At 40.0% G+C, this 19,395-nt stretch carries 16 protein-coding genes and 1 other RNA gene; 2 read left to right on the top strand and 15 right to left on the bottom strand.

Annotated features, from left to right (window positions below; genetic code table 11):
- Positions 1–80: 80 nt before the first annotated feature.
- The 15 genes from ftsZ to rsmI form a co-directional block, all read right to left on the bottom strand.
- Positions 81–1,322, bottom strand: a complete 1,242-nt coding sequence (gene ftsZ / locus BTO23_RS00180) for a cell division protein FtsZ (RefSeq protein WP_105062767.1) — start codon at positions 1,320–1,322, stop codon at positions 81–83.
- Positions 1,323–1,354: 32 nt separating this feature from the next.
- On the bottom strand, positions 1,355–2,617 hold the full coding sequence (ftsA, locus tag BTO23_RS00175; protein WP_060994098.1) for a cell division protein FtsA: 1,263 nt from the start codon (positions 2,615–2,617) through the stop codon (positions 1,355–1,357).
- A 1-nt stretch (position 2,618) separates the two neighbouring features.
- Positions 2,619–3,371: a cell division protein FtsQ/DivIB gene (locus tag BTO23_RS00170; protein ID WP_245922062.1), complete on the bottom strand. Its 753-nt coding sequence runs from the start codon at positions 3,369–3,371 to the stop codon at positions 2,619–2,621.
- Positions 3,372–3,599: 228 nt separating this feature from the next.
- On the bottom strand, positions 3,600–5,063 hold the full coding sequence (gene murC / locus BTO23_RS00165; RefSeq protein WP_061005727.1) for a UDP-N-acetylmuramate--L-alanine ligase: 1,464 nt from the start codon (positions 5,061–5,063) through the stop codon (positions 3,600–3,602).
- A gap of 8 nt (positions 5,064–5,071) precedes the next feature.
- Positions 5,072–6,145: an undecaprenyldiphospho-muramoylpentapeptide beta-N-acetylglucosaminyltransferase gene (gene murG, locus BTO23_RS00160; protein WP_060994095.1), complete on the bottom strand. Its 1,074-nt coding sequence runs from the start codon at positions 6,143–6,145 to the stop codon at positions 5,072–5,074.
- Positions 6,129–7,331: a cell division protein FtsW gene (gene ftsW / locus BTO23_RS00155; RefSeq protein WP_060994094.1), complete on the bottom strand. Its 1,203-nt coding sequence runs from the start codon at positions 7,329–7,331 to the stop codon at positions 6,129–6,131. The genes murG and ftsW overlap by 17 nt, the downstream gene beginning before the upstream one ends.
- 2 nt (positions 7,332–7,333) lie before the next feature.
- Positions 7,334–8,659, bottom strand: a complete 1,326-nt coding sequence (gene murD / locus BTO23_RS00150; RefSeq protein WP_060994093.1) for a UDP-N-acetylmuramoyl-L-alanine--D-glutamate ligase — start codon at positions 8,657–8,659, stop codon at positions 7,334–7,336.
- Between the two features lies 1 nt (position 8,660).
- Positions 8,661–9,743, bottom strand: coding sequence for a phospho-N-acetylmuramoyl-pentapeptide-transferase (mraY, locus tag BTO23_RS00145; RefSeq protein ID WP_060994092.1), 1,083 nt, complete (start codon positions 9,741–9,743; stop codon positions 8,661–8,663).
- Entirely contained in the window at positions 9,743–11,101 is a 1,359-nt protein-coding gene (locus tag BTO23_RS00140; RefSeq protein WP_105062766.1) for a UDP-N-acetylmuramoyl-tripeptide--D-alanyl-D-alanine ligase, read from the bottom strand. The genes mraY and BTO23_RS00140 overlap by 1 nt, the downstream gene beginning before the upstream one ends.
- Positions 11,098–12,579 carry a UDP-N-acetylmuramoyl-L-alanyl-D-glutamate--2,6-diaminopimelate ligase gene (murE, locus tag BTO23_RS00135; RefSeq protein ID WP_061030622.1) on the bottom strand — a complete coding sequence of 494 codons (1,482 nt, stop codon included), beginning with the start codon at positions 12,577–12,579 and terminating at the stop codon, positions 11,098–11,100. The genes BTO23_RS00140 and murE overlap by 4 nt, the downstream gene beginning before the upstream one ends.
- 7 nt (positions 12,580–12,586) lie before the next feature.
- The gene (locus tag BTO23_RS00130; RefSeq protein WP_060994089.1) at positions 12,587–14,326 is read right to left on the bottom strand and encodes a penicillin-binding transpeptidase domain-containing protein; all 1,740 of its coding nucleotides are present in this window, start codon (positions 14,324–14,326) and stop codon (positions 12,587–12,589) included.
- On the bottom strand, positions 14,323–14,649 hold the full coding sequence (gene ftsL, locus BTO23_RS00125) for a cell division protein FtsL (protein ID WP_060994088.1): 327 nt from the start codon (positions 14,647–14,649) through the stop codon (positions 14,323–14,325). The genes BTO23_RS00130 and ftsL overlap by 4 nt, the downstream gene beginning before the upstream one ends.
- The gene (rsmH, locus tag BTO23_RS00120; protein WP_060994087.1) at positions 14,646–15,596 is read right to left on the bottom strand and encodes a 16S rRNA (cytosine(1402)-N(4))-methyltransferase RsmH; all 951 of its coding nucleotides are present in this window, start codon (positions 15,594–15,596) and stop codon (positions 14,646–14,648) included. The genes ftsL and rsmH overlap by 4 nt, the downstream gene beginning before the upstream one ends.
- 167 nt (positions 15,597–15,763) lie before the next feature.
- Positions 15,764–16,172, bottom strand: an RNA gene (gene rnpB, locus BTO23_RS00115) — RNase P RNA component class A.
- Between the two features lie 56 nt (positions 16,173–16,228).
- A complete protein-coding gene (gene rsmI / locus BTO23_RS00110) occupies positions 16,229–17,092 on the bottom strand; it encodes a 16S rRNA (cytidine(1402)-2'-O)-methyltransferase (RefSeq protein WP_060994086.1) in 864 nt (287 codons plus the stop codon).
- 136 nt (positions 17,093–17,228) lie between these two features.
- Between rsmI and BTO23_RS00105 the strand changes: the two genes are divergently transcribed.
- Positions 17,229–19,040 carry a penicillin-binding protein activator gene (locus BTO23_RS00105; protein WP_105062764.1) on the top strand — a complete coding sequence of 604 codons (1,812 nt, stop codon included), beginning with the start codon at positions 17,229–17,231 and terminating at the stop codon, positions 19,038–19,040.
- Positions 19,021–19,392 (top strand): YraN family protein, encoded by a 372-nt coding sequence (locus BTO23_RS00100; protein ID WP_061005716.1) that lies wholly within the window; start codon positions 19,021–19,023, stop codon positions 19,390–19,392. Before BTO23_RS00105 ends, BTO23_RS00100 begins: the two co-directional genes overlap by 20 nt.
- Positions 19,393–19,395 lie beyond the last annotated feature (3 nt).

The following is a 19,395-nucleotide window of genomic DNA, read 5'->3' as shown; positions in this document are numbered from 1 at the left end:
TTGATTTCAAACCAATTCTAGGAACTGGTTTGATATTCTAGCACACAATTTTCAATAAAACCAAATCGCTTGATGATTAATTAGTCAGCTTGACGTCGTAAAAACGCAGGAATATCTAAGTAATCTTCTTTTTGATCTGGTTTAGCTTGTGCTGCACCTGCATTCTGAACACCTGCCGCAGGCGACGTTGATGGTGTAGTTTGCGGTACTGCTGGCTTAGTTACCTGCACGTTTTGTGCCGCTTTTTCTACTGTTGGTTCAACAACCGGAGCTTTCGCTTGTGGTTGAACAACAGGTTGAGCAACTGGTGCTGGTTGAGCCGGCGCTGCTGCTTTATTTGTCACTAACGTGATTTCAGGCTTTTTTTCTGTACCGATACCTGTAGCAACAACTGTTACTCGAATTTCGTCAGTCATATCTGGATCAAGAGAAGTACCAATAACAACGGTTGCATTATCTGATGCAAATGCTTTTACTGTATTACCTACTGTCTCAAATTCATCAAGACGCATATCAAGACCCGCAGTAATGTTAACAAGAACACCGCGAGCTCCAGCTAAATCGATATCTTCCAGTAAAGGACTTGAAATCGCTTCTTCTGCTGCTTGTTCTGCTCGGTCTTCACCGACTGCGATACCGCTACCCATCATTGCATGTCCCATTTCAGACATAACAGTACGAACATCGGCGAAATCGACATTGATCATACCAGGACGAGTAATCAACTCTGCAATACCTTGAACTGCATTACGTAGAACATCATTTGCTTTTGCAAATGCCTCTAATAATGTGATACCACGGCCTAGTACTTTTAGTAGTTTTTCGTTTGGAATCGTAATTAATGAGTCAACATGTTTTGATAACTCTTCAATACCTTGCTCAGCAAAAGCAAGACGTTTACGACCCTCAAAGCTAAACGGTTTTGTCACAACAGCAACAGTTAGAATATTCAATTCTTTTGCTACTTCTGCAATAATAGGAGCTGCACCAGTACCAGTACCACCGCCCATACCAGCTGCGATAAATACCATATCGGCACCAGCAAGAACTTCTTTAAGGGCTTCACGATCTTCTAGAGCGGCATCACGGCCTACTTGCGGGTTTGCACCAGCACCTAAACCTTTTGTGATGTCTCCACCAATCTGAATAACTGTATTTACACTAGTCTTGCGAAGTGCCTGAGCATCAGTATTTACACTGATAAATTCAACACCTTCAATTGACTCACGTACCATGTGCTCGATAGCATTACCGCCACCGCCACCTACACCAACAACTTTAATTACTGCGTCGTCGGACATTTCCATCATCGGCTCAAACATCTGTTCTCTCCGTTCCTTCCTGTTCGCTCAGGTTAAAACTCTTTTAGTATCCAATTTTTAAATTTCTTTATCACGGTAGCAAAAGATTGGTGCTTACTTGGCACATAATCTTCATCGTCATGTAATTGACTTTCTTTACCGTAATGCAAAAGTCCTACCGCTGTTGCTTGATAAGGCTCTTTTACGTAATCTGTGAGACCGGTCACCTCTAAAGGTTGGCCTATTCTTACTTGGGTTTGAAAAACACGCTCTGCGCAATCAGCCAAACCTTCAATTTGTGCACCACCACCAGTTAAAACAATACCAGCAGCAAGATGATGCTTTGTTCCTTCAGCGCGTAATTTATCTTGAATTGCAAGAATACGCTGGTTTACAAGGCCTAGCAGTTCAGAATACCTTGGTTCGATAACTTCTGCTAGCATTCTTCGCTGTAAACTTCTAGATGGTCGACCACCTACGCTAGGAACATTGACTGTTTCATCACGATTAATATGCTCGCTAATTGCACAGCCATATTTAACTTTTAGCTTTTCTGCATCATTGAATGGTGTACCGAACGCATAAGCAATATCGCTGGTAACAGCATTGCCTGCATAAGGAAGAACCTCTGCATGACGCAAGGAACCGTCAGTCCAAATGGCAATATCCATTGTACCTGCGCCGATATCAACAACACAAACACCAAGATCTCGCTCATCTTCTGTGATTACCGCATTACTTGATGCTAAACCAGAGAAAATGATATGTTCAACTTTTAAACCACAGCGTTCAACTGCTTTAACAATATTTCTCGCCATATCATTATGACATGTAATTAAGTGAACGCTTACTTCCATTCTCATACCCGATAATCCTATTGGATTTCGAATACCTTTTTGTACATCAATAGAGAACTCCTGTGGAATAACATGCAATGTACGTTGCTCATCACCAATCTTAACGGATTTAGCGGTGTGAATAACGCTATCCATATCATCTTGAGTCACTTCCTCTTCAGAAATAGACCCCATACCTTTCTCTATTTGACTAGCGATGTGCTTGCCTGATAAAGAAATAAATACAGATGTAATGGTGCATTCAGCCATAAGCTCGGCTTGATCAATCGCTCTTTGAACCGATTTAACCACCGATTCAAGATCGTTAACGCCACCTTTATCCATTCCACGAGAGGGACATGATCCAGAGCCAATAACGCTCACTTGGCCATCAGGTAAAACTTCGCCAACTAATGCTGAAACTTTGTTTGTACCGATATCTAAACCAACAATAATACTGCCTTCTGGCGTTTTACTCATGTCAATTCTCTTCTTTATCTTCTACATTGTCGGATTTCCATCCAACAGCTGCGCCAGTATCGTAACGAAGATCTATATAATCTATCGAATTCTTTTTCTTTTCTAATTGCTTATATAAAGCAATAAATCGTTCAACTCTTTCTTCCCGAGAATCACGACCCAATTCAAGTCGAATGCCATTGTCTAATACAACCTGCCAAGACAAGCGATCGGTTAATGCAACACTATGAACACTTGTATGTAATGGTGCAAATTGCTTTTGTAATTGATGCCAGAAATCCAGCACTTCTTTACTACTACTCTCTGGACCAAATAACGCTGGTTTTGGTTCCATCAAATCACTCATCGGTGCATTAAAAACCACACCCTCTGGATTCACGATCACTCGGTCATTCCATGTCGCTTCAGGTTGATTTTCAACTACAAAGACCTTAATCGTTTCTGGCCATTGCTTTCTAACCGATACCTGTGCAATCCAAGGTAGCGACAGCAATGCATTTTGCAATTTGTTTACATCTTGAGTCATGAATGTCCCAATGGAATCCATCGAGTCAATCGCTTCACGAATATCATCCGCTGTAATATGCTTTAGCTGCCCTTGAATAATCATATGAGATAAAGGCAACCTGTCTTCATCTGTCATCCAACTTACTGTTGAAATAACTAGCCATAATGAAATGATTACGACTAAAAAAAGAAAAAGGCCACCTGGCAGATGTTTCCTTACTTTTTCTTTATCAAATGAAGTATTCATTTTGACCGTTTTTATCATATTATTTTCACAACAGTACTAGAAACTAACATCAACATTAACCAATTATACAAAATAATCGCCTTATGGTGACGTTAAAATGAATTCTACTAATAAGTATAGGGTGCAAAAACACTCTATCCCAATCTCTGATAGCATATTATTAATACAATGAGGATTCTATCCCATTATTCGTATTTTTATTAGAAGTTCTAACTAATTAAACAATAATTACCCAAAGTCTTTCATTGTTTCAATATTTAGTTTCATTGAAGCTAGCTGTTTTGCTAGTTTACCAACATCTCCAGCGCCTTGAGTCAGAACTAAGTCACCTTCTTGAATTATATTAGCTAATACAGGTGGTAATGCGTCAATATTTGGCACAAAAATAGGATCTATTTTTCCTCTACCACGAATAGTTCGACATAACGCTCTACCATCAGCGCCTGCAATAGGTGTTTCACCAGCAGAATAAACATCTAACATAATAAGCACATCAACATTATCTAGCACGTTCGCAAAATCATCATATAGATCACGAGTACGACTATAACGATGAGGTTGGAATATCATAACCAAACGCTTTTCAGCCCAACCAGCACGAGCTGCTTTGATTGTTACATCAACTTCTGTTGGATGATGTCCATAATCGTCCACCAACATCGCATGACCATTGCCTGTTTCAAATTCACCTAATTGATCAAAACGGCGACCAGCGCCTTCGAAATTAAGTAATGCAGAAAGAATAGCACTGTCTTCAACGTCTTCTTCGGTAGCAACAGCAATGGCTGCTGTCGCATTTAATGCATTATGCTTTCCTGGAATATTAAGAATAATATCTAAATCAGCGCGATCTTTTCTTTGAACCGTAAAGAAACTTTGTTGACCAACTTGACGATAGTTAGTCAAACGTACATCTGCATCTTCTGAAAAACCATAAGTGATAACTTGACGACTAACGCGAGGAAGTAACTCTCTAACTACATCATCATCAATACACATAATAGCTTGTCCATAAAATGGCAAGTTATGAAGAAAATCAATGAAGGTTTGTTTTAATACTTCAAAGTCACCACCATAGGTATCCATATGATCGGCTTCAATATTAGTAACAATACTAACCATTGGCTGAAGGTGTAAGAATGACGCATCACTTTCATCAGCCTCAGCAATAAGGAAACGGCTTGAACCTAAGCGTGCATTTGTACCTGCATTTTTAACTAAACCGCCATTAACAAACGTTGGATCTAATCCAGCTTCTGAATAAATCTGAGTAGTTAATGCTGTTGTTGTTGTTTTGCCGTGTGTACCCGCAACTGCAATACCATGTCGGTAGCGCATTAACTCTGCTAACATTTCAGCACGACGAATAACAGGAATTCGATTTTCTTTTGCTGCCACAATTTCAGGATTTGCTGGATCGATTGCGGTTGAAACAACCACTACACTTGCTTTCTCAACATTACTTGCTTGATGACCAAAAAAGATTTTTGCTCCTTTCTGAGCTAATCGAACCGTAACCGTATTCTCAGCTAGGTCTGAACCACTGATGTGATAACCTTCATTTAGCAAAACCTCGGCAATCCCGCTCATTCCAGCTCCGCCAATACCAACAAAGTGAATGCATTCAACGCGGCGCATTTCAGGGATCATGGTTCTAATTTCAGCTAATTGCAGTTTTTGATCTTTTATCATTCTAAATCTCAATTCTTTTTATTTGCGAGGTCTTTAATCGCATTGGCAACGCGTACATCTGCATCAATAATTGCAGCTTTACGTGCATTACATGCCATTTCTAATAATTCTTTTCGCTCTAATCCATTTAGTGTACCAATCAAACTCTGAACTGTTAAATCTTGTTGTTCAATCATTTGCGCTGCGCCACACTGTACAAGGTGATCTGCATTTAATGCTTGCTGACGATCTTTATGCATAAACGGAATAAACACACAACCAACCCCTGCAGCTGATACTTCAGATACTGTTAATGCACCTGAACGACATACTAATACATCTGCCCACGCATAAGCCTCAGCTACATTATCAATAAACTCTGTTACGTTTGCATTTGTAATTCCATGATCACAATACGCTTGATTAACAGTTTCTTGATTTCCTTTACCTGCTTGATGCCAAATTTCAACAGTGTGATTCAATTTTGGTAGCGCTTCTGGCAACGTCGTATTTAGAATGCGAGCACCTTGGCTCCCCCCCATGACTAACACTCGGATAGGTCCTGTACGTTCAGAAAATCGTTCACTTGGCTGAGCTAATTGACAGACATCTTCTCGAACTGGATTCCCCACAACTTCTGCGTTAGGAAATGCACCTGGAAAAGCCTGAAATACACGTTTTGCTATTTTAGATAACCATTGATTAGTTAACCCAGCAACGGCATTTTGCTCATGCAATACAACCGGAATCCCAGATAGCCATGCAGCAATTCCACCCGGCCCACTCACATAACCGCCCATGCCTAATACAACATCTGGCTGCCATGCTTGAATGTGTTTCTTTGCTTGGGAAATTGCACCTAAAATTTGAAAAGGTGCTGCCAATAATTTCTTAATGCCTTGGCCACGTAGCCCTTTTACTTTGATAAAATCAATTTCAATACCATGCTTCGGTACTAAATCAGCTTCCATTCTATCTTCCGTGCCTAACCAACGAATTTCCCAACCTTCATTCTGTAGCTGCTTTGCTACTGCTAACCCGGGAAATACGTGACCACCAGTACCACCAGCCATCACTAATAAACGTTTATTTTTGTTCTTCATTTTCGCTCCGTGGAGGCTCGTTTTCTAGAAAAATACGGCACTCATGATCAATACGAATAAGGAGAGATACAGCGACTGACATAATAATTAAACTGGAACCACCATAACTAATCAGTGGTAATGTCAGCCCTTTTGTTGGAACAATACCTGCAGCAGCCCCAACGTTAACTAAAGTTTGGAAGGCAAACCAAATACCAATACCAAACGCTAAAAAACCACCAAAACGCTGGTCATGCAGCAAACATCTTCGACCGATAAGCAAAGCTTTTAACACCAAAGAGAAAATTAAAATAAGGACTAAAGATACACCAATAAACCCTAATTCTTCTGCAACAACTGCAAACACAAAATCGGTATGAGCTTCAGGTAAATACTCTAATTTTTGGATTGAGTTACCAAGACCTTCACCAAACCAACTACCTCGACCAAATGCCATAAGAGACTGTGTTAGTTGGTAGCCACTACCAAATGGGTCTTGCCATGGGTCTAAGAAGGAGGTCACTCGGCGCATACGGTAAGGTTCTGCAATAATCAGAACGATAACGAGTGAGATACCACTCATCACTAGCGCAATGAACTGCCATAATTTAGCGCCAGCAATAAATAACATACCGATAGTCGTAACAAACATTACGATAGTTGTTCCTAAATCTGGCTGCAATAGTAAGAAAAAAGCAAGACCTATAAGAACAACTAATGGTTTAACGAATCCTTTAAAACTGTCTCTTACTTCACCATGACGACGAACAAGATAACCAGAAATAAAGACAAATAAAGAGAGTTTTGCGACCTCTGCAGGTTGTAAATTAAAAATCCCCAAAGGCAGCCATCGCGCCGCGCCGTTTACCGATTTACCGATAACTAAAACAGCCGCAAGTAATACAAAAGAAATTAATAATAAGTGACTACTGTATTTTAACCAATCATCCAACTTGATACGCAATACAACAGAAGATGCTCCCAGTGCTAAGCAAACAAATAGCATATGACGCATCATAAAATGGAATGGCTGTCCTGTCAGACGAGTACTAATTGGGAATGATGCAGAGCCAACCATAACAAGACCGGTTAGCATTAATCCTAAAGCAATCCAGATTAACTGACGATCAAACATCACTTTAGGAGATGGCGTTAAGCACCAATCTTGAACTGATGATACCCATTGTTTAATGCGGTCAAATATCAAAATTAACTCTCAGTTGAATACTGTCTTGCTAGTTGAGTGAATGCATCACCTCTAGCCATGAAGTTTGCGTATTGATCAAAGCTTGCACATGCAGGAGATAGCATAACCATATCTCCTTCTGCTAATGTAGGGAATAAGTTCTCTATGGCTTCATCCATCGTTTGGCATTGCTGAGAACGAGGGTCTAAAGAGAGAAACTGATCACCATCTTCACCAAAGCAATACATCATTAAGTTCAAATCATGTAGCGCGGGAGATAATTCGGAAAAATCTGCACCTTTACCGACACCACCAACTAATAAATGCAATTTACCATCAATCTTTAGACCAGATAATGCAGCAAGCGTACTTGCAACATTTGTTGCTTTTGAGTCATTGACCCAACGAATACCTTTATTATCAGCCACCACTTGGCATCGATGTGTCAATCCATTGTAAGTTCTTAATATTTCTAATGTTGAAGCAACCTTAATTCCTACTGCATCTAATAATGCGATTGCAACTAAACTATTAGCAATATTATGTTTACCAACAAGCCCTAATTCATCTGCTGCAATAATGGGCGTTGAATCAATGGCTAAATAACTAACTCCATTTTGAATAACACACCCGTAGTTACCTTCATCAAAGCCAAAACTTTTTACTGTTTTTCCTTTGATATCTGGGTACGTTTCTTTGTCATCGCGGTTAACAATGCATACATCTGCATTATCAAAAATACGTAACTTTGCTTGACGATAATCAGCCATACCCTGATATCTATCCATGTGGTCTTCGGATAAATTTAAGAATGCAGCCGCTTTTAATTTTAACGATGAAGTTGTTTCTAATTGAAAACTGGATAGCTCAAGAACATAAAGCTCTGCCTCTTGCTCTAATAGATCGAGCGCAGCAAAACCAATGTTACCACCAACAGCGGTTTTGACGCCTGCGGCATTCGCCATTTCACCAGTTAAGTCCGTTACTGTGCTCTTACCATTAGATCCAGTAATAGCTATCACAGGAGCTGTTACTGCCCAAGCAAAAAGTTCGATATCACCAACAACCGGCGTACCCTTCTTAATCGCAGGTTGCAATTGATGAGAAGCAAGAGCAATACCAGGATTGGTAACAATGAGATCTGCCTCTAACAGCCAGTCTTGTTGCCAACCACCAGAATATAACTCAACATGCTCAGGCAATTGGTCTTGGCCTGGTGGTGTTTCACGAGTATCAATAACTTTGACTATTAACGCTTCTGGTTGTCTAAGTAAGTGCTTAACAACAGATAACCCTGTCATTCCTAAACCAACGACAACAACGCTTTTTACACCACCAAAACCAGTCATATTAACGTACCTTCAATGTCGCTAATGCAATAAGAACCAATAACATAGAGATAATCCAGAAACGCACAATAACACGAGGTTCTGGCCAACCTTTTAATTCATAATGGTGATGAATTGGTGCCATACGGAAAATACGTTGACCACGTAACTTGTATGAACCGACCTGTAGGATTACCGATAAGGTTTCAACAACGAATACACCACCCATGATGACTAACAAGAACTCTTGACGAACAAGAACAGCTATTGTGCCTAGCGCACCACCTAATGCTAACGAACCTACATCGCCCATAAATACTTGTGCAGGGTAAGTGTTAAACCATAGAAAACCAAAGCCTGCACCAACGATTGCGGCACAAACTACAACCAACTCACTTGCTTGTGGAATATGTGGAATATGTAGGTAATTAGCAAATTGTACGTTACCTGTTGCCCACGCAATAAAAGCAAAACCCGCAGCAACAAAAACAGTTGGCATAATAGCTAAACCATCTAAGCCATCAGTTAGGTTTACCGCATTACTTGTTCCTACAATAACGAAATAAGTTAGAAGGATATAAGCAAGACCAAGTTGAGGCATTATTTCTTTAAAGAAAGGCACGACTAATTGTGTTGCAGCCGTATCTTTACCGTAAGCATATAAAGCAAAAGCAACCACTAACGCAATTGTTGATTGCCAGAAGTACTTCCAACGAGCAATCAAACCATCTGTATTTTTACGAACTACTTTACGATAGTCATCAACAAAACCAACAGCACCATAACCTAGCAGTACGAACATAACAGCCCATACATAAGGGTTAGTAAGATCAGCCCATAAGAAAACCGTTACCGAAATAGCGGTTAAAATCATGATACCGCCCATTGTTGGCGTACCACGTTTGCTAAAATGAGACTCAGGTCCATCATCACGTACTACTTGGCCAATTTGTAGATTTTGCAACCATCTAATTAATTTCGGTCCCATCCATAAAGAAATAGATAATGCCGTAATAATACTTAAGATAGCTCGGAAGCTAAGGTATTCAAATAAACGAAAAAATGGGAAATATTGCTCTAGAAAGTTAGATAACCAGATAATCATTACTGACACTCCTTAAGAGCAGAAACCACTTCGCTCATGCGTGAACTATTGGCACCTTTTACTAACACGGTAACCTCATTATGTTTAATTAATTGTAATTCTTGCTGTAAGTATTTATTTAAAGCATCACGAGTTTCAAAATGGTGACCATTGCATAATTCGCTGATCACTTTGGTATCGTCACCAAAAGTAAGTACTTGCTCAAATTGATATGGGGCAGCATATTCACCAACTTCTCGGTGAAGTGCAAGGCTTTCTTCACCAAGCTCTGCCATATTCCCCAAAACAAGCCAACGCTGAGCATTAAACTCACCTAGAAGGTCTACTGCTGCTTTAACTGCGGGAACACTGGCATTATATGTATCATCAATAACTTTCAAACCCGATGCTAACACCTCAACAGCAACACGACCTTTGACGCTATTTAGCTCTTGAAGGCCTTGTTGGATATCTTTTAATGAGCTATTTGCTTGAAGTGCTAATGCAGCCGCAGCAACGGCGTTAACAATATTATGCTTACCAATAATGGACAGAGAGACGGTAATGCTGCCAATTGGTGTATTCAGTATGAAGGTTGATTCTCCAATAGAGTTCACCTCAATATTTGATGCATAAAAGTCTGCCGTAACATTATCCATAGAGAAAGATAATACCGTCTTACCATCAAATAATGATGACCACTCTGGTAAGCCATTACTTTCTAAATTGTAAATAGCAACGCCATCTTCTTGTAAACCTTCAAAGATCTCACCTTTAGCCTTCGCAACTCCTTTTAAAGAGCCAAAACCTTCTAAGTGTGCAGCTGCAACATTGTTTACTAATGCGACATTTGGGCGAGCTAATTGAGTCGTATATGAAATTTCGTTTTGATGGTTAGCGCCTAACTCGATAACAGCAAAATCATCACTTGGACGAGATCGTAATAACGTCAGCGGTACACCAATTTCGTTATTAAAATTTCCGGCAGTAGCTAATACATTACCAGAACGCTGTAAGATCGAAGCCAGCATTTCCTTAACTGTTGTTTTGCCACAACTCCCTGTTAATGCGAACGTAAAGGTATCACATTGCTTATGAGCATTAGCTGCAATAAAACCAAGTGCCTTTTGTGTATCTTTAACAATAACTTGAGGTAGTTCACTGTCTAATTGACGGGAAACAAGAAGCGCAACAGCACCTTGCTCTTGAGCTGTCTTTGCAAAATTATGAGCATCAAAACGCTCACCAATTAATGCAACGAAAAGTCCATTTTCATCTATATTTCGACTGTCTGTAGATACCGATACAACTTGGCAGTCTGTACCTATTAGCTGACCGTCGCATAGTGCCACAATCTGATTTAATGTCATTTCTATCATGATAGTAGTCCTAATAATGTCTGTGCACTTTCACGATCTGAGTAGTGAATAGTGTTATTAGCAAGCACTTGATAGTCTTCATGCCCTTTGCCTGCAAGCAAAATAATATCGTTTTCTCTTGCTTGAGATAGCGCATACTCACAAGCTTCAAAGCGGTCATGAATTACCTTCGCTATTTCTGGTTTATTTAACCCAGCTAACATGTCTTTAGTTATTGAGCTTGGCTCTTCAGAGCGAGGGTTATCATCACTTAAAATAATCATGTCCGCTTGCTGCTCTGCAATACTGGCCATCATTGGTCGTTTACCTGTATCTCTGTCGCCACCACACCCAAAAATGCACCAAAGTTGACCCTCACAATGAACTCTTAATGCTTGTAATGCTTTATCAAGAGCATCTGGCGTATGAGCATAATCAACAACAATTTTCGCTTTCCCTGTTGTTGTAAATAATTCCATTCGTCCAATAACGGCGGTTAATTTAGGGGCTGTTTTTTCTAGTTCACGAATGTCATAACCGAGAGAAAGCAGTGTTGCACAAGCGACAAGAATATTGCTCGCATTAAATGCACCTATTAATGGAACAGATAAATCAGCCTCTCCCCAATCAGAAGTAAGAGATAAGTGAATCCCCTCAGAAGAATAAGCTACCGATGTAGCAAAAACTTTCTTGCCAGAATGATGTTCAACACCTTCTTTATTTAATGAAACGGCTATCGCGTAAGGCATTTCTTTTAACCAAGAAGCACCGACGATATCATCTGCATTGATAATTGAGTATTTAGGCTGATGAGAAGTGAATAATAGCTTCTTAGCTTCAGCGTAATTAGTCATATCACCATGGTAATCAAGGTGATCTCGACTTAAGTTCGTAAATACAGCAGCATCAAAAGAAAGTGCATTTACTCGCCCTTGGATTAATCCATGAGACGATATTTCTAAAGCCGTTAACTCAGCTCCAATATGATCAAGTTCAGTGAGCGTTTGTTGAATTTCAATCGGGCTACCCGTTGTGTTTAACGCTGGCTTTAAATCCGATAATAAACCGTTGCCAGTTGTCCCCATAACACCAGCAGATGTATTTAATAATGTTGCCCACTGCGCAATAATTTGAGAAATGGTTGTTTTACCATTAGTGCCAGTAATACCGACTAGTTTCATCTTTCGCTTATCTGCTTGATAAAAGCGACCAGCAAGCGCGCTTAATTTTATTGATAAATCATTAATATATATAATAGGTACTTGATCAACGTAATTAATCATACCTTCAACATTAAGTTCATCACTTTGGGCTAAAACTGCTGATGCTCCATTCTCAATCGCAGCTTCAATAAACTGTCGACCATCAATAGCGTGACCTTTAATTGCAACAAATAGACTACCAACAGATACTTGGCGGCTGTCCAATGTCATGGATGATATTTCAACGGTTTGATTTAATTCACACCAAGGTAATACTAATTCAGATAACTGCATCATCCCTTTCCTAATTCAATACATCGATATGTTTTACGGTACTTTCGTCTGGCGCTACATTTAGTATTTGTAGTGCATCTTTCATTACTTGACCAAAAATCGGCGCCGCAACTTGACCTGCATAATACTCATCGCCTTGCGGTTGGTTAACAATGGTAACTAATGCAATTCTAGGATTACTCACAGGCGCAACGCCCGCAGTCACCGTCATATATTCATCACTATAACCACCACGAACCGCTTTACGAGACGTACCGGTTTTCGCCGCCACTCGATACCCAGGAACGGCAGCCTTAGTTGCTGTACCGCCAGGTTGAGTTACGGTTTCCATCATTTCTAATACGGCTTTAGCATGTTGACGATTAACCACTTGCTTACCGGGTGTCGGTCCTGTGGTTTTTAAAATAGATAACGGACGATACTCTCCATAAGCACCTAGCGTGGCATATGCGTGAGCTAATTGAATAGGAGTAACAGAAAGACCATATCCAAAGGCTAATGTAGCGATTTCAAAATCAGACCAACGACGACGATCAGGGAAAATTCCTGTAGCCTCGCCGATAAGATTCAACCCTGATGGATCAGCAAGGCCAACAGCGCTGTATTCACCTAAAAGTTCTTGTAAAGGCATACCGAGAGCCAGATGAGCAACACCTATGTTACTTGATTTCTTTAATATCGTAGTTAAATCGGCTTTACCTACTTTAGAACTATCACGAACACGACTACCACCAATTCGCATGATGCCATTACCTGTATCTACGATAGTGTTTAGATTTGCAGTCCCACCATCTAGAGCCGCTAATACGACAAAAGGCTTAACTGTTGAACCCGGCTCTAATGTATCGGTAATCACTCGGTTTCGCATTCTAAAGCTTTGTAATTGGCTTCTGTCATTTGGGTTATACGATGGTGCATTCACCATAGCTAACACTTCACCGGTTTTAATATCAATCATGACCACAGAACCAGACATGGCACGATAATCAGCAACAGCTTGTTTAATAGAACGATAAGCAATAGCTTGTAAACGTTGATCAATACTAAGAGTAAGAGGCTTACCTTCTTGCTTTTCTTTTAGCGAAATATTCTCAACCACCCGTCCATAACGGTCCTTTCGAACGGTTCGTCGACCTGGTTCGCCAGTTAACCAACCATCATAACTGCTTTCGATGCCTTCTAAACCATGACTATCAATACCTGTCACACCAATAACATGGGCACTGATCTCACCTGTTGGGTAATAACGACGAGACTCTGCTTTCAGGCCAATACCTGACAGTTTTAATTTTCGAATATAAGAAGCAACCGCTGGTGAAATTTGACGTTGGAGATAAATAAAACGGCGCTTCTTGTTACGTTCTATTTTTGAAAGCAGTTCTTTTCTCTTTAAGCCTAAGACATCAGCTAAAGCATACCAACGCTCAACTTCAACCAAGCCACCTGCTTTATAAATGGCAACAGGATCAGCCCAAACGGCGTCAACAGGAACACTCACAGCTAGTTGCTCATCATTTCTGTCTGAAATAATGCCACGGGCAGAGGGAAGGGATTTAACTCGAATTGAACGCATGTCACCTTGCTTAATCAAGTTATCAGGTTCAATAACTTGGATATAAGCAGCTCTTGCAATTAGGATAGCTAATGCGAGAAAAACAAAGAAAACAATAACGCCAAAGCGCCACTGAATAAGAGTCGGTGGCGCTTTGGTGATTCGTTTATTATTTTTTTTTCTATTTGGTAATTTCATCGTAGTTTAATTATAACTTCTTTATCCGGTGCAGGTCGTTCCATATTCAATTCATCAACAGAACGAGATTGCACTCGACTGTGTTCAGCTAATGCACTTTCTTCTAAAATCAAATTACGCCATTCACCATCTAAAATGTCTTTTTCAAGTAACAAATTCTCTCGTTTAACAGCCATTTGACGAGTATTGTGCGTCGCTAAGACCACACAAATAGCACTAAAAAATATGCATATTAATAAGATAGTATGAAACCGACCTACACCCAAAAGGTCTAGGCCAATCATTTTTGTTAAATTAGATTGTGGTGAGGTATTTTGACTCATAAGCGCTCAGCGATACGCAACACAGAACTGCGTGAACGAACATTAACGTCAACTTCATTATCGGTAGGTTTAATTGCTTTACCAACAGCCTTCATTTTTGCACTGCCTAACGCTTTAATCTGCGCTTCTGTTAATGGCAAACCATGAGGAACTTGTGGGCCTCTACTTTCTTTACGAATGAAATGCTTAACCATACGATCTTCCAATGAATGAAAACTGATCACTGATAAACGACCGCCAGGAGCAAAAACATCAAGAGCACCATTTAATGCAGTATCAATCTCATCCAATTCACTATTGATATAAATACGGAAAGCTTGGAAAGTACGTGTCGCAGGATGTTTCTTTTCTTTGTAGCTCTTAGGAGCAACATCTGAAATTAATTTCGCTAATTGGCTTGTACGTGTTAATGGTTCATTTTCTTCATTTTCACGATAAGCAACAATGCCTTTTGCTATGCGCCACGCGTGCTTGTCTTCGCCAAACTCACGAATAACCCAAGTAATGTCTTCTACATCAGCATCTAATAACCACTGAGACACTGGCATTCCTGATGTCGGATCCATTCGCATATCTAGAGGACCATCTTTCATAAAGCTAAAACCACGATCTGCGTCATCTAATTGAGGAGACGACACACCCAAATCAAGCAGAACACCATCAATCTGACCCACTAACTCTAATTCTTCGACATATTGCTTTAAGCCTGAGAATGGACCATGAATAATATTAAATCGAGGATCTGTAATCGTTTTCGCTTCAGCTATTGCTTGAGGATCACGGTCAATACTGTACAAACGTCCGTTTTCACCTAATCGTGATAAAATTTGACGACTGTGACCACCACGACCGAAAGTACCATCAATATAGATACCGTCAGGTTTAATAGCTAAGCCATCAATAGATTCATGAAGAAGAACGGATACGTGTTGAAATTGTTCAGACATAGTGAGTATTTACTACCGTAATTATGAGAATAAGCGACTGAATTTTAGTTGGAAGTGTAAACTAAAAATACAGAGATGTGTGTCAAATTAGTGATAATTCTAAACCAATGTAGCAGAAAGCACAAAGCCCACCATAACACTACCGAAATAGTACTATGGTGGGCTAAGTTAAGAGCCGACATATAAGCCGGGTTCTGTCCCGCTTGCGCGGTGGTAACCATTCGTCTAGGCCTGCAATCGCTCACAGGCTCAAGCAATCTACCCGCCCCCAAACACGAGCAATGCTATGTGAGGGCCTATTTGATCTTGCTCCGGGTGGAGTTTACCTTGCAACGCACTATTACTAGACGTCCGGTGCGCTCTTACCGCACCCTTTCACCCTTACCTGTGCTTACTTCCCTATCCCGAAGAATAAAAGAAGATTAAGCCATCGGCGGTTTTCTCTCTGCTGCACTTGTCGTGGGCTTGCGCCCCCCAGGCGTTACCTGGCACCCTGCTCTATGGAGCCCGGACTTTCCTCCCCTTCATCAGTCTCCCGAAGGACATCAATGAAGCAGCGATTACCGAGTCAGCTCCTGAAGCGAATGATATAAGAGTCAGTTATAAGTTACCACCCCTTTTTATCAATTCTCTTAATCTAAATGCTCTAAACCCCATTTATATAGGGCATTTTTCTTCACACCATGTATTTCAGCAGCCATTGCCGCTGCTTTTTTAAGCGGAAGTTCTTTTACTAGAATAGAAACCGAACGTGTCGCTTCAAATGGAAGTTCATCTTTTGCTTCACTTCTGAAGCCATGAATCAATAAAACCATCTCGCCACGTTTGCGATTGGCGTCTTCTTTTATCCATTCAATCAATTCACCTAACGGTGCACCATGAATAGTTTCATAAGTTTTCGTTAACTCTCGAGCTAAAACCACCTGTCTTTCGGCACCAAGAACCGTCAGCATATCTTCTAACGAATCCATAATACGGTGTGGTGATTCATAAAAAATACATGTACGTTCTGCTTGTGCTATTTCTTCAAATTTATCACGACGACCTTTACTTTTTGGCGGCAAGAAGCCTTCAAAGCTAAAACGATCAGAAGGTAGACCAGCCGCTGATAATGCTGTTATAACCGCACAAGCACCAGGTAATGGCACAACATTGACATTTGCTTGACGACAGCGGTTCACTAAATGGTAACCTGGATCACTAATTAATGGAGTTCCCGCATCTGAGACAAGGGCAATAGATTTACCTTGTTGTAATTTACTGATCAACAGGTCTGCTTTATGCTGTTCATTATGATCATGTAATGCAAATGTTTGACTAGAAATACCAAAGTGAGACAATAATTTGCCTGTATGTCGAGTATCTTCAGCAGCGATTAAATCAACGGACTTTAAAACTTCCAAAGCTCGCTGCGTTATATCTCCTAAATTACCGATTGGCGTAGGAACAATGTACAAAGTTGCAGTCTCTACCACAGATAAATTGTGATCTGTCATTTGTTTACTATCTCTTCTGCGATTAATATAGGGAATATGAGTAGACATCACTATAATGAAAATAATATTTTAGCTGTTCGGGTGATTAGCATCCATAGTAACAACAGCCCTTTTAAGTAGGACCAGTATATTACCCATGGCAAATATGACCCTTAGAAAGAACAGTGTAACACGCCTTATAGCTCCTGTAGCCTTAGCGCTAACATTAGCTGCGTGTTCAAGTTCACCAAAAGCACCTGAACGCCTTGATATTACACAATCACCATCAGAAACGAGCAGCGCTTATATTTTAAAGGCAGATCAAAAACAAGGTACGCTTCAAGCTGATTTTCTAATCATGGCATTAAAAGCATCAGTGCAAGAGCAAGATTTTGAACTAACAAACAAATTACTTACGCGATTAGCAAGCTTACAATTATCTCCACCTCAAAGCGCTGAAGTTCAATTAAGTCGAGCTACAATGCTTAAAGCACAAAATAAATACGAAGAAGCGCTTCAAGTTCTTAATTTTCAGGCATGGTGGAAAATTGAAGACAATCAATGGGTTCAATACTATAAATTACGTCACGAACTGTATTTATTTAACGGCGATAACCTCAATGCAGCGAGAGAGCTAATCTCTCTTGATTCCTATACTCCAGAAGATCAAAAACAACAATTATGGTCTCAAGTGTGGACAAATATATCGTCTCTAAATAGTGCGAACCTTCAAGATATAAAGCTAAATAACAACGAAACTGTTTTACATGGTTGGGTTCAATTAGCTACCTATCTCGATACTCTAAAACACTCCCCGACTCGACTTCAAGAGGCATTAAATGAGTGGTTATTAGCAAACCCAACTCATCCTGCAGCAATTTATACTCCACAGGAAGTGCTTGATATTCTTGCACTTGAAATAACTCGCCCTGAAAATGTTGCGTTACTTCTACCTCTATCAGGACGCTTTGGTCCCCAAGGTATTCGAGTACGTGACGGCTTCATCAATATGATGATGGAAGATAAAGAACGTGGTGAATTTACTACTCTAAAAATCATTGATACTGAAATCACACCGATGGCAGATATTATGACCACTTTAGAGCAAGAAAAAATTCAATTTGTTGTTGGCCCTTTAGTTCGCAGCAAAATAGAAGAATTTCAGTCATTAAATAACTCAAACATAGCTCAACTTGCTCTTAATATTCCAAGTGAAATTGATGTAGATAAAAACAGCTGTTATTTCACTCTATCTCCAGAGCAAGAGGCTGAACAGGCTGCGATCCATCTTTTTAAACAAGGTCATAAACATCCATTATTTCTCGCACCACAAGGAACAATGGGTGAACGCCTAAGCGAAGCATTCAGTGATAAATGGTACCAATTAACAGCCAAAAAGCCGTCTATAAGTTATTTTGGTTCAAAATCGCAACTACAACAAAAAGTGAATAGCGTATTTGGTATTGAAAGTAGCCAAGCTCGAATTTACCAAATGAATGCATTAGCAGGGATGGAATTAGAGTCTCAGCCACGCAGCCGTCGAGATATTGATGCTGTTTATATGGTAGCAAAAAGCAGTGAACTGGTATTACTCAAACCATTCATCGATGTAGCGATAAATCCAGGAATTACACCGCCAAAACTTTACGCTAGCTCACGAAGTAACAGCGGACGCCAAACTCAATTAGTCGAAATTCATGGCATTGAATTTAGTGATATCCCACTACTAATAAATGAAGATAATAGTTTCAAAAATCAATACGATGAACTTTGGCCAAAAAGCAGTAATGGCGAAACTCGACTTCATGCACTTGGTATGGACGCCTACCAATTGATCACTGAACTACCACAAATGAAAGCAGTAGATAACTATGAAATGGATGGTAAAACAGGTGAACTCAGCATTAATAAAGAGTGCGTAATTCAACGACAAATGAGCTGGGCTATTCATGGAGAGAAATCAGAATAAGCGAGCAAAAGGTGAATATTATGAGTTGGTGGCTCAGCGTCATCTAGAGCAACACCAACTTATATTCATTGCTCGAAATTTCCATTCTAAAACAGGGGAACTCGATCTTATTATGCGAGATCGAGATACCTTCGTCTTTGTCGAAGTTAAATATCGTACATCTTCAAATTACGGTTCTGCTCAAGAAATGGTAACATGGCAGAAACAGCGCAAATTACAACGAACAGCTCTCTTTTGGCTCATGAAAAATGGGCTCTCTGTTGAACATACATCTTTTAGATTTGATGTAGTTGCTATCCACTCTCAAGGTAAGGAAATCAACTGGATCAAAAATGCAATTGTTGAAGGGTAAACA

Origin of the sequence: Aliivibrio sifiae, from assembly GCF_002954715.1 — a bacterium.
Classification (GTDB): Bacteria; Pseudomonadota; Gammaproteobacteria; order Enterobacterales; family Vibrionaceae; genus Aliivibrio; species Aliivibrio sifiae.
Note: the sequence above shows the minus strand (reverse complement) of the source record. Positions and strands in the feature narration are given on the sequence as shown.

Coding starts and splice junctions, on each gene's coding strand:
- ftsZ (WP_105062767.1), bottom strand. CDS start 1,322: ATGTTTGAGCCGATGATGGAAATGTCCGACGACGCAGTAATTAAAGTT.
- BTO23_RS00100 (WP_061005716.1), top strand. CDS start 19,021: ATGGAGAGAAATCAGAATAAGCGAGCAAAAGGTGAATATTATGAGTTG.
- murG (WP_060994095.1), bottom strand. CDS start 6,145: ATGAAGAACAAAAATAAACGTTTATTAGTGATGGCTGGTGGTACTGGT.
- ftsA (WP_060994098.1), bottom strand. CDS start 2,617: ATGAGTAAAACGCCAGAAGGCAGTATTATTGTTGGTTTAGATATCGGT.
- BTO23_RS00140 (WP_105062766.1), bottom strand. CDS start 11,101: ATGATAGAAATGACATTAAATCAGATTGTGGCACTATGCGACGGTCAG.
- BTO23_RS00130 (WP_060994089.1), bottom strand. CDS start 14,326: ATGAAATTACCAAATAGAAAAAAAAATAATAAACGAATCACCAAAGCG.
- BTO23_RS00170 (WP_245922062.1), bottom strand. CDS start 3,371: ATGAATACTTCATTTGATAAAGAAAAAGTAAGGAAACATCTGCCAGGT.
- BTO23_RS00105 (WP_105062764.1), top strand. CDS start 17,229: ATGGCAAATATGACCCTTAGAAAGAACAGTGTAACACGCCTTATAGCT.
- murE (WP_061030622.1), bottom strand. CDS start 12,579: ATGATGCAGTTATCTGAATTAGTATTACCTTGGTGTGAATTAAATCAA.
- mraY (WP_060994092.1), bottom strand. CDS start 9,743: ATGATTATCTGGTTATCTAACTTTCTAGAGCAATATTTCCCATTTTTT.
- murC (WP_061005727.1), bottom strand. CDS start 5,063: ATGATAAAAGATCAAAAACTGCAATTAGCTGAAATTAGAACCATGATC.
- ftsL (WP_060994088.1), bottom strand. CDS start 14,649: ATGAGTCAAAATACCTCACCACAATCTAATTTAACAAAAATGATTGGC.
- rsmH (WP_060994087.1), bottom strand. CDS start 15,596: ATGTCTGAACAATTTCAACACGTATCCGTTCTTCTTCATGAATCTATT.
- murD (WP_060994093.1), bottom strand. CDS start 8,659: ATGACTGGTTTTGGTGGTGTAAAAAGCGTTGTTGTCGTTGGTTTAGGA.
- rsmI (WP_060994086.1), bottom strand. CDS start 17,092: ATGACAGATCACAATTTATCTGTGGTAGAGACTGCAACTTTGTACATT.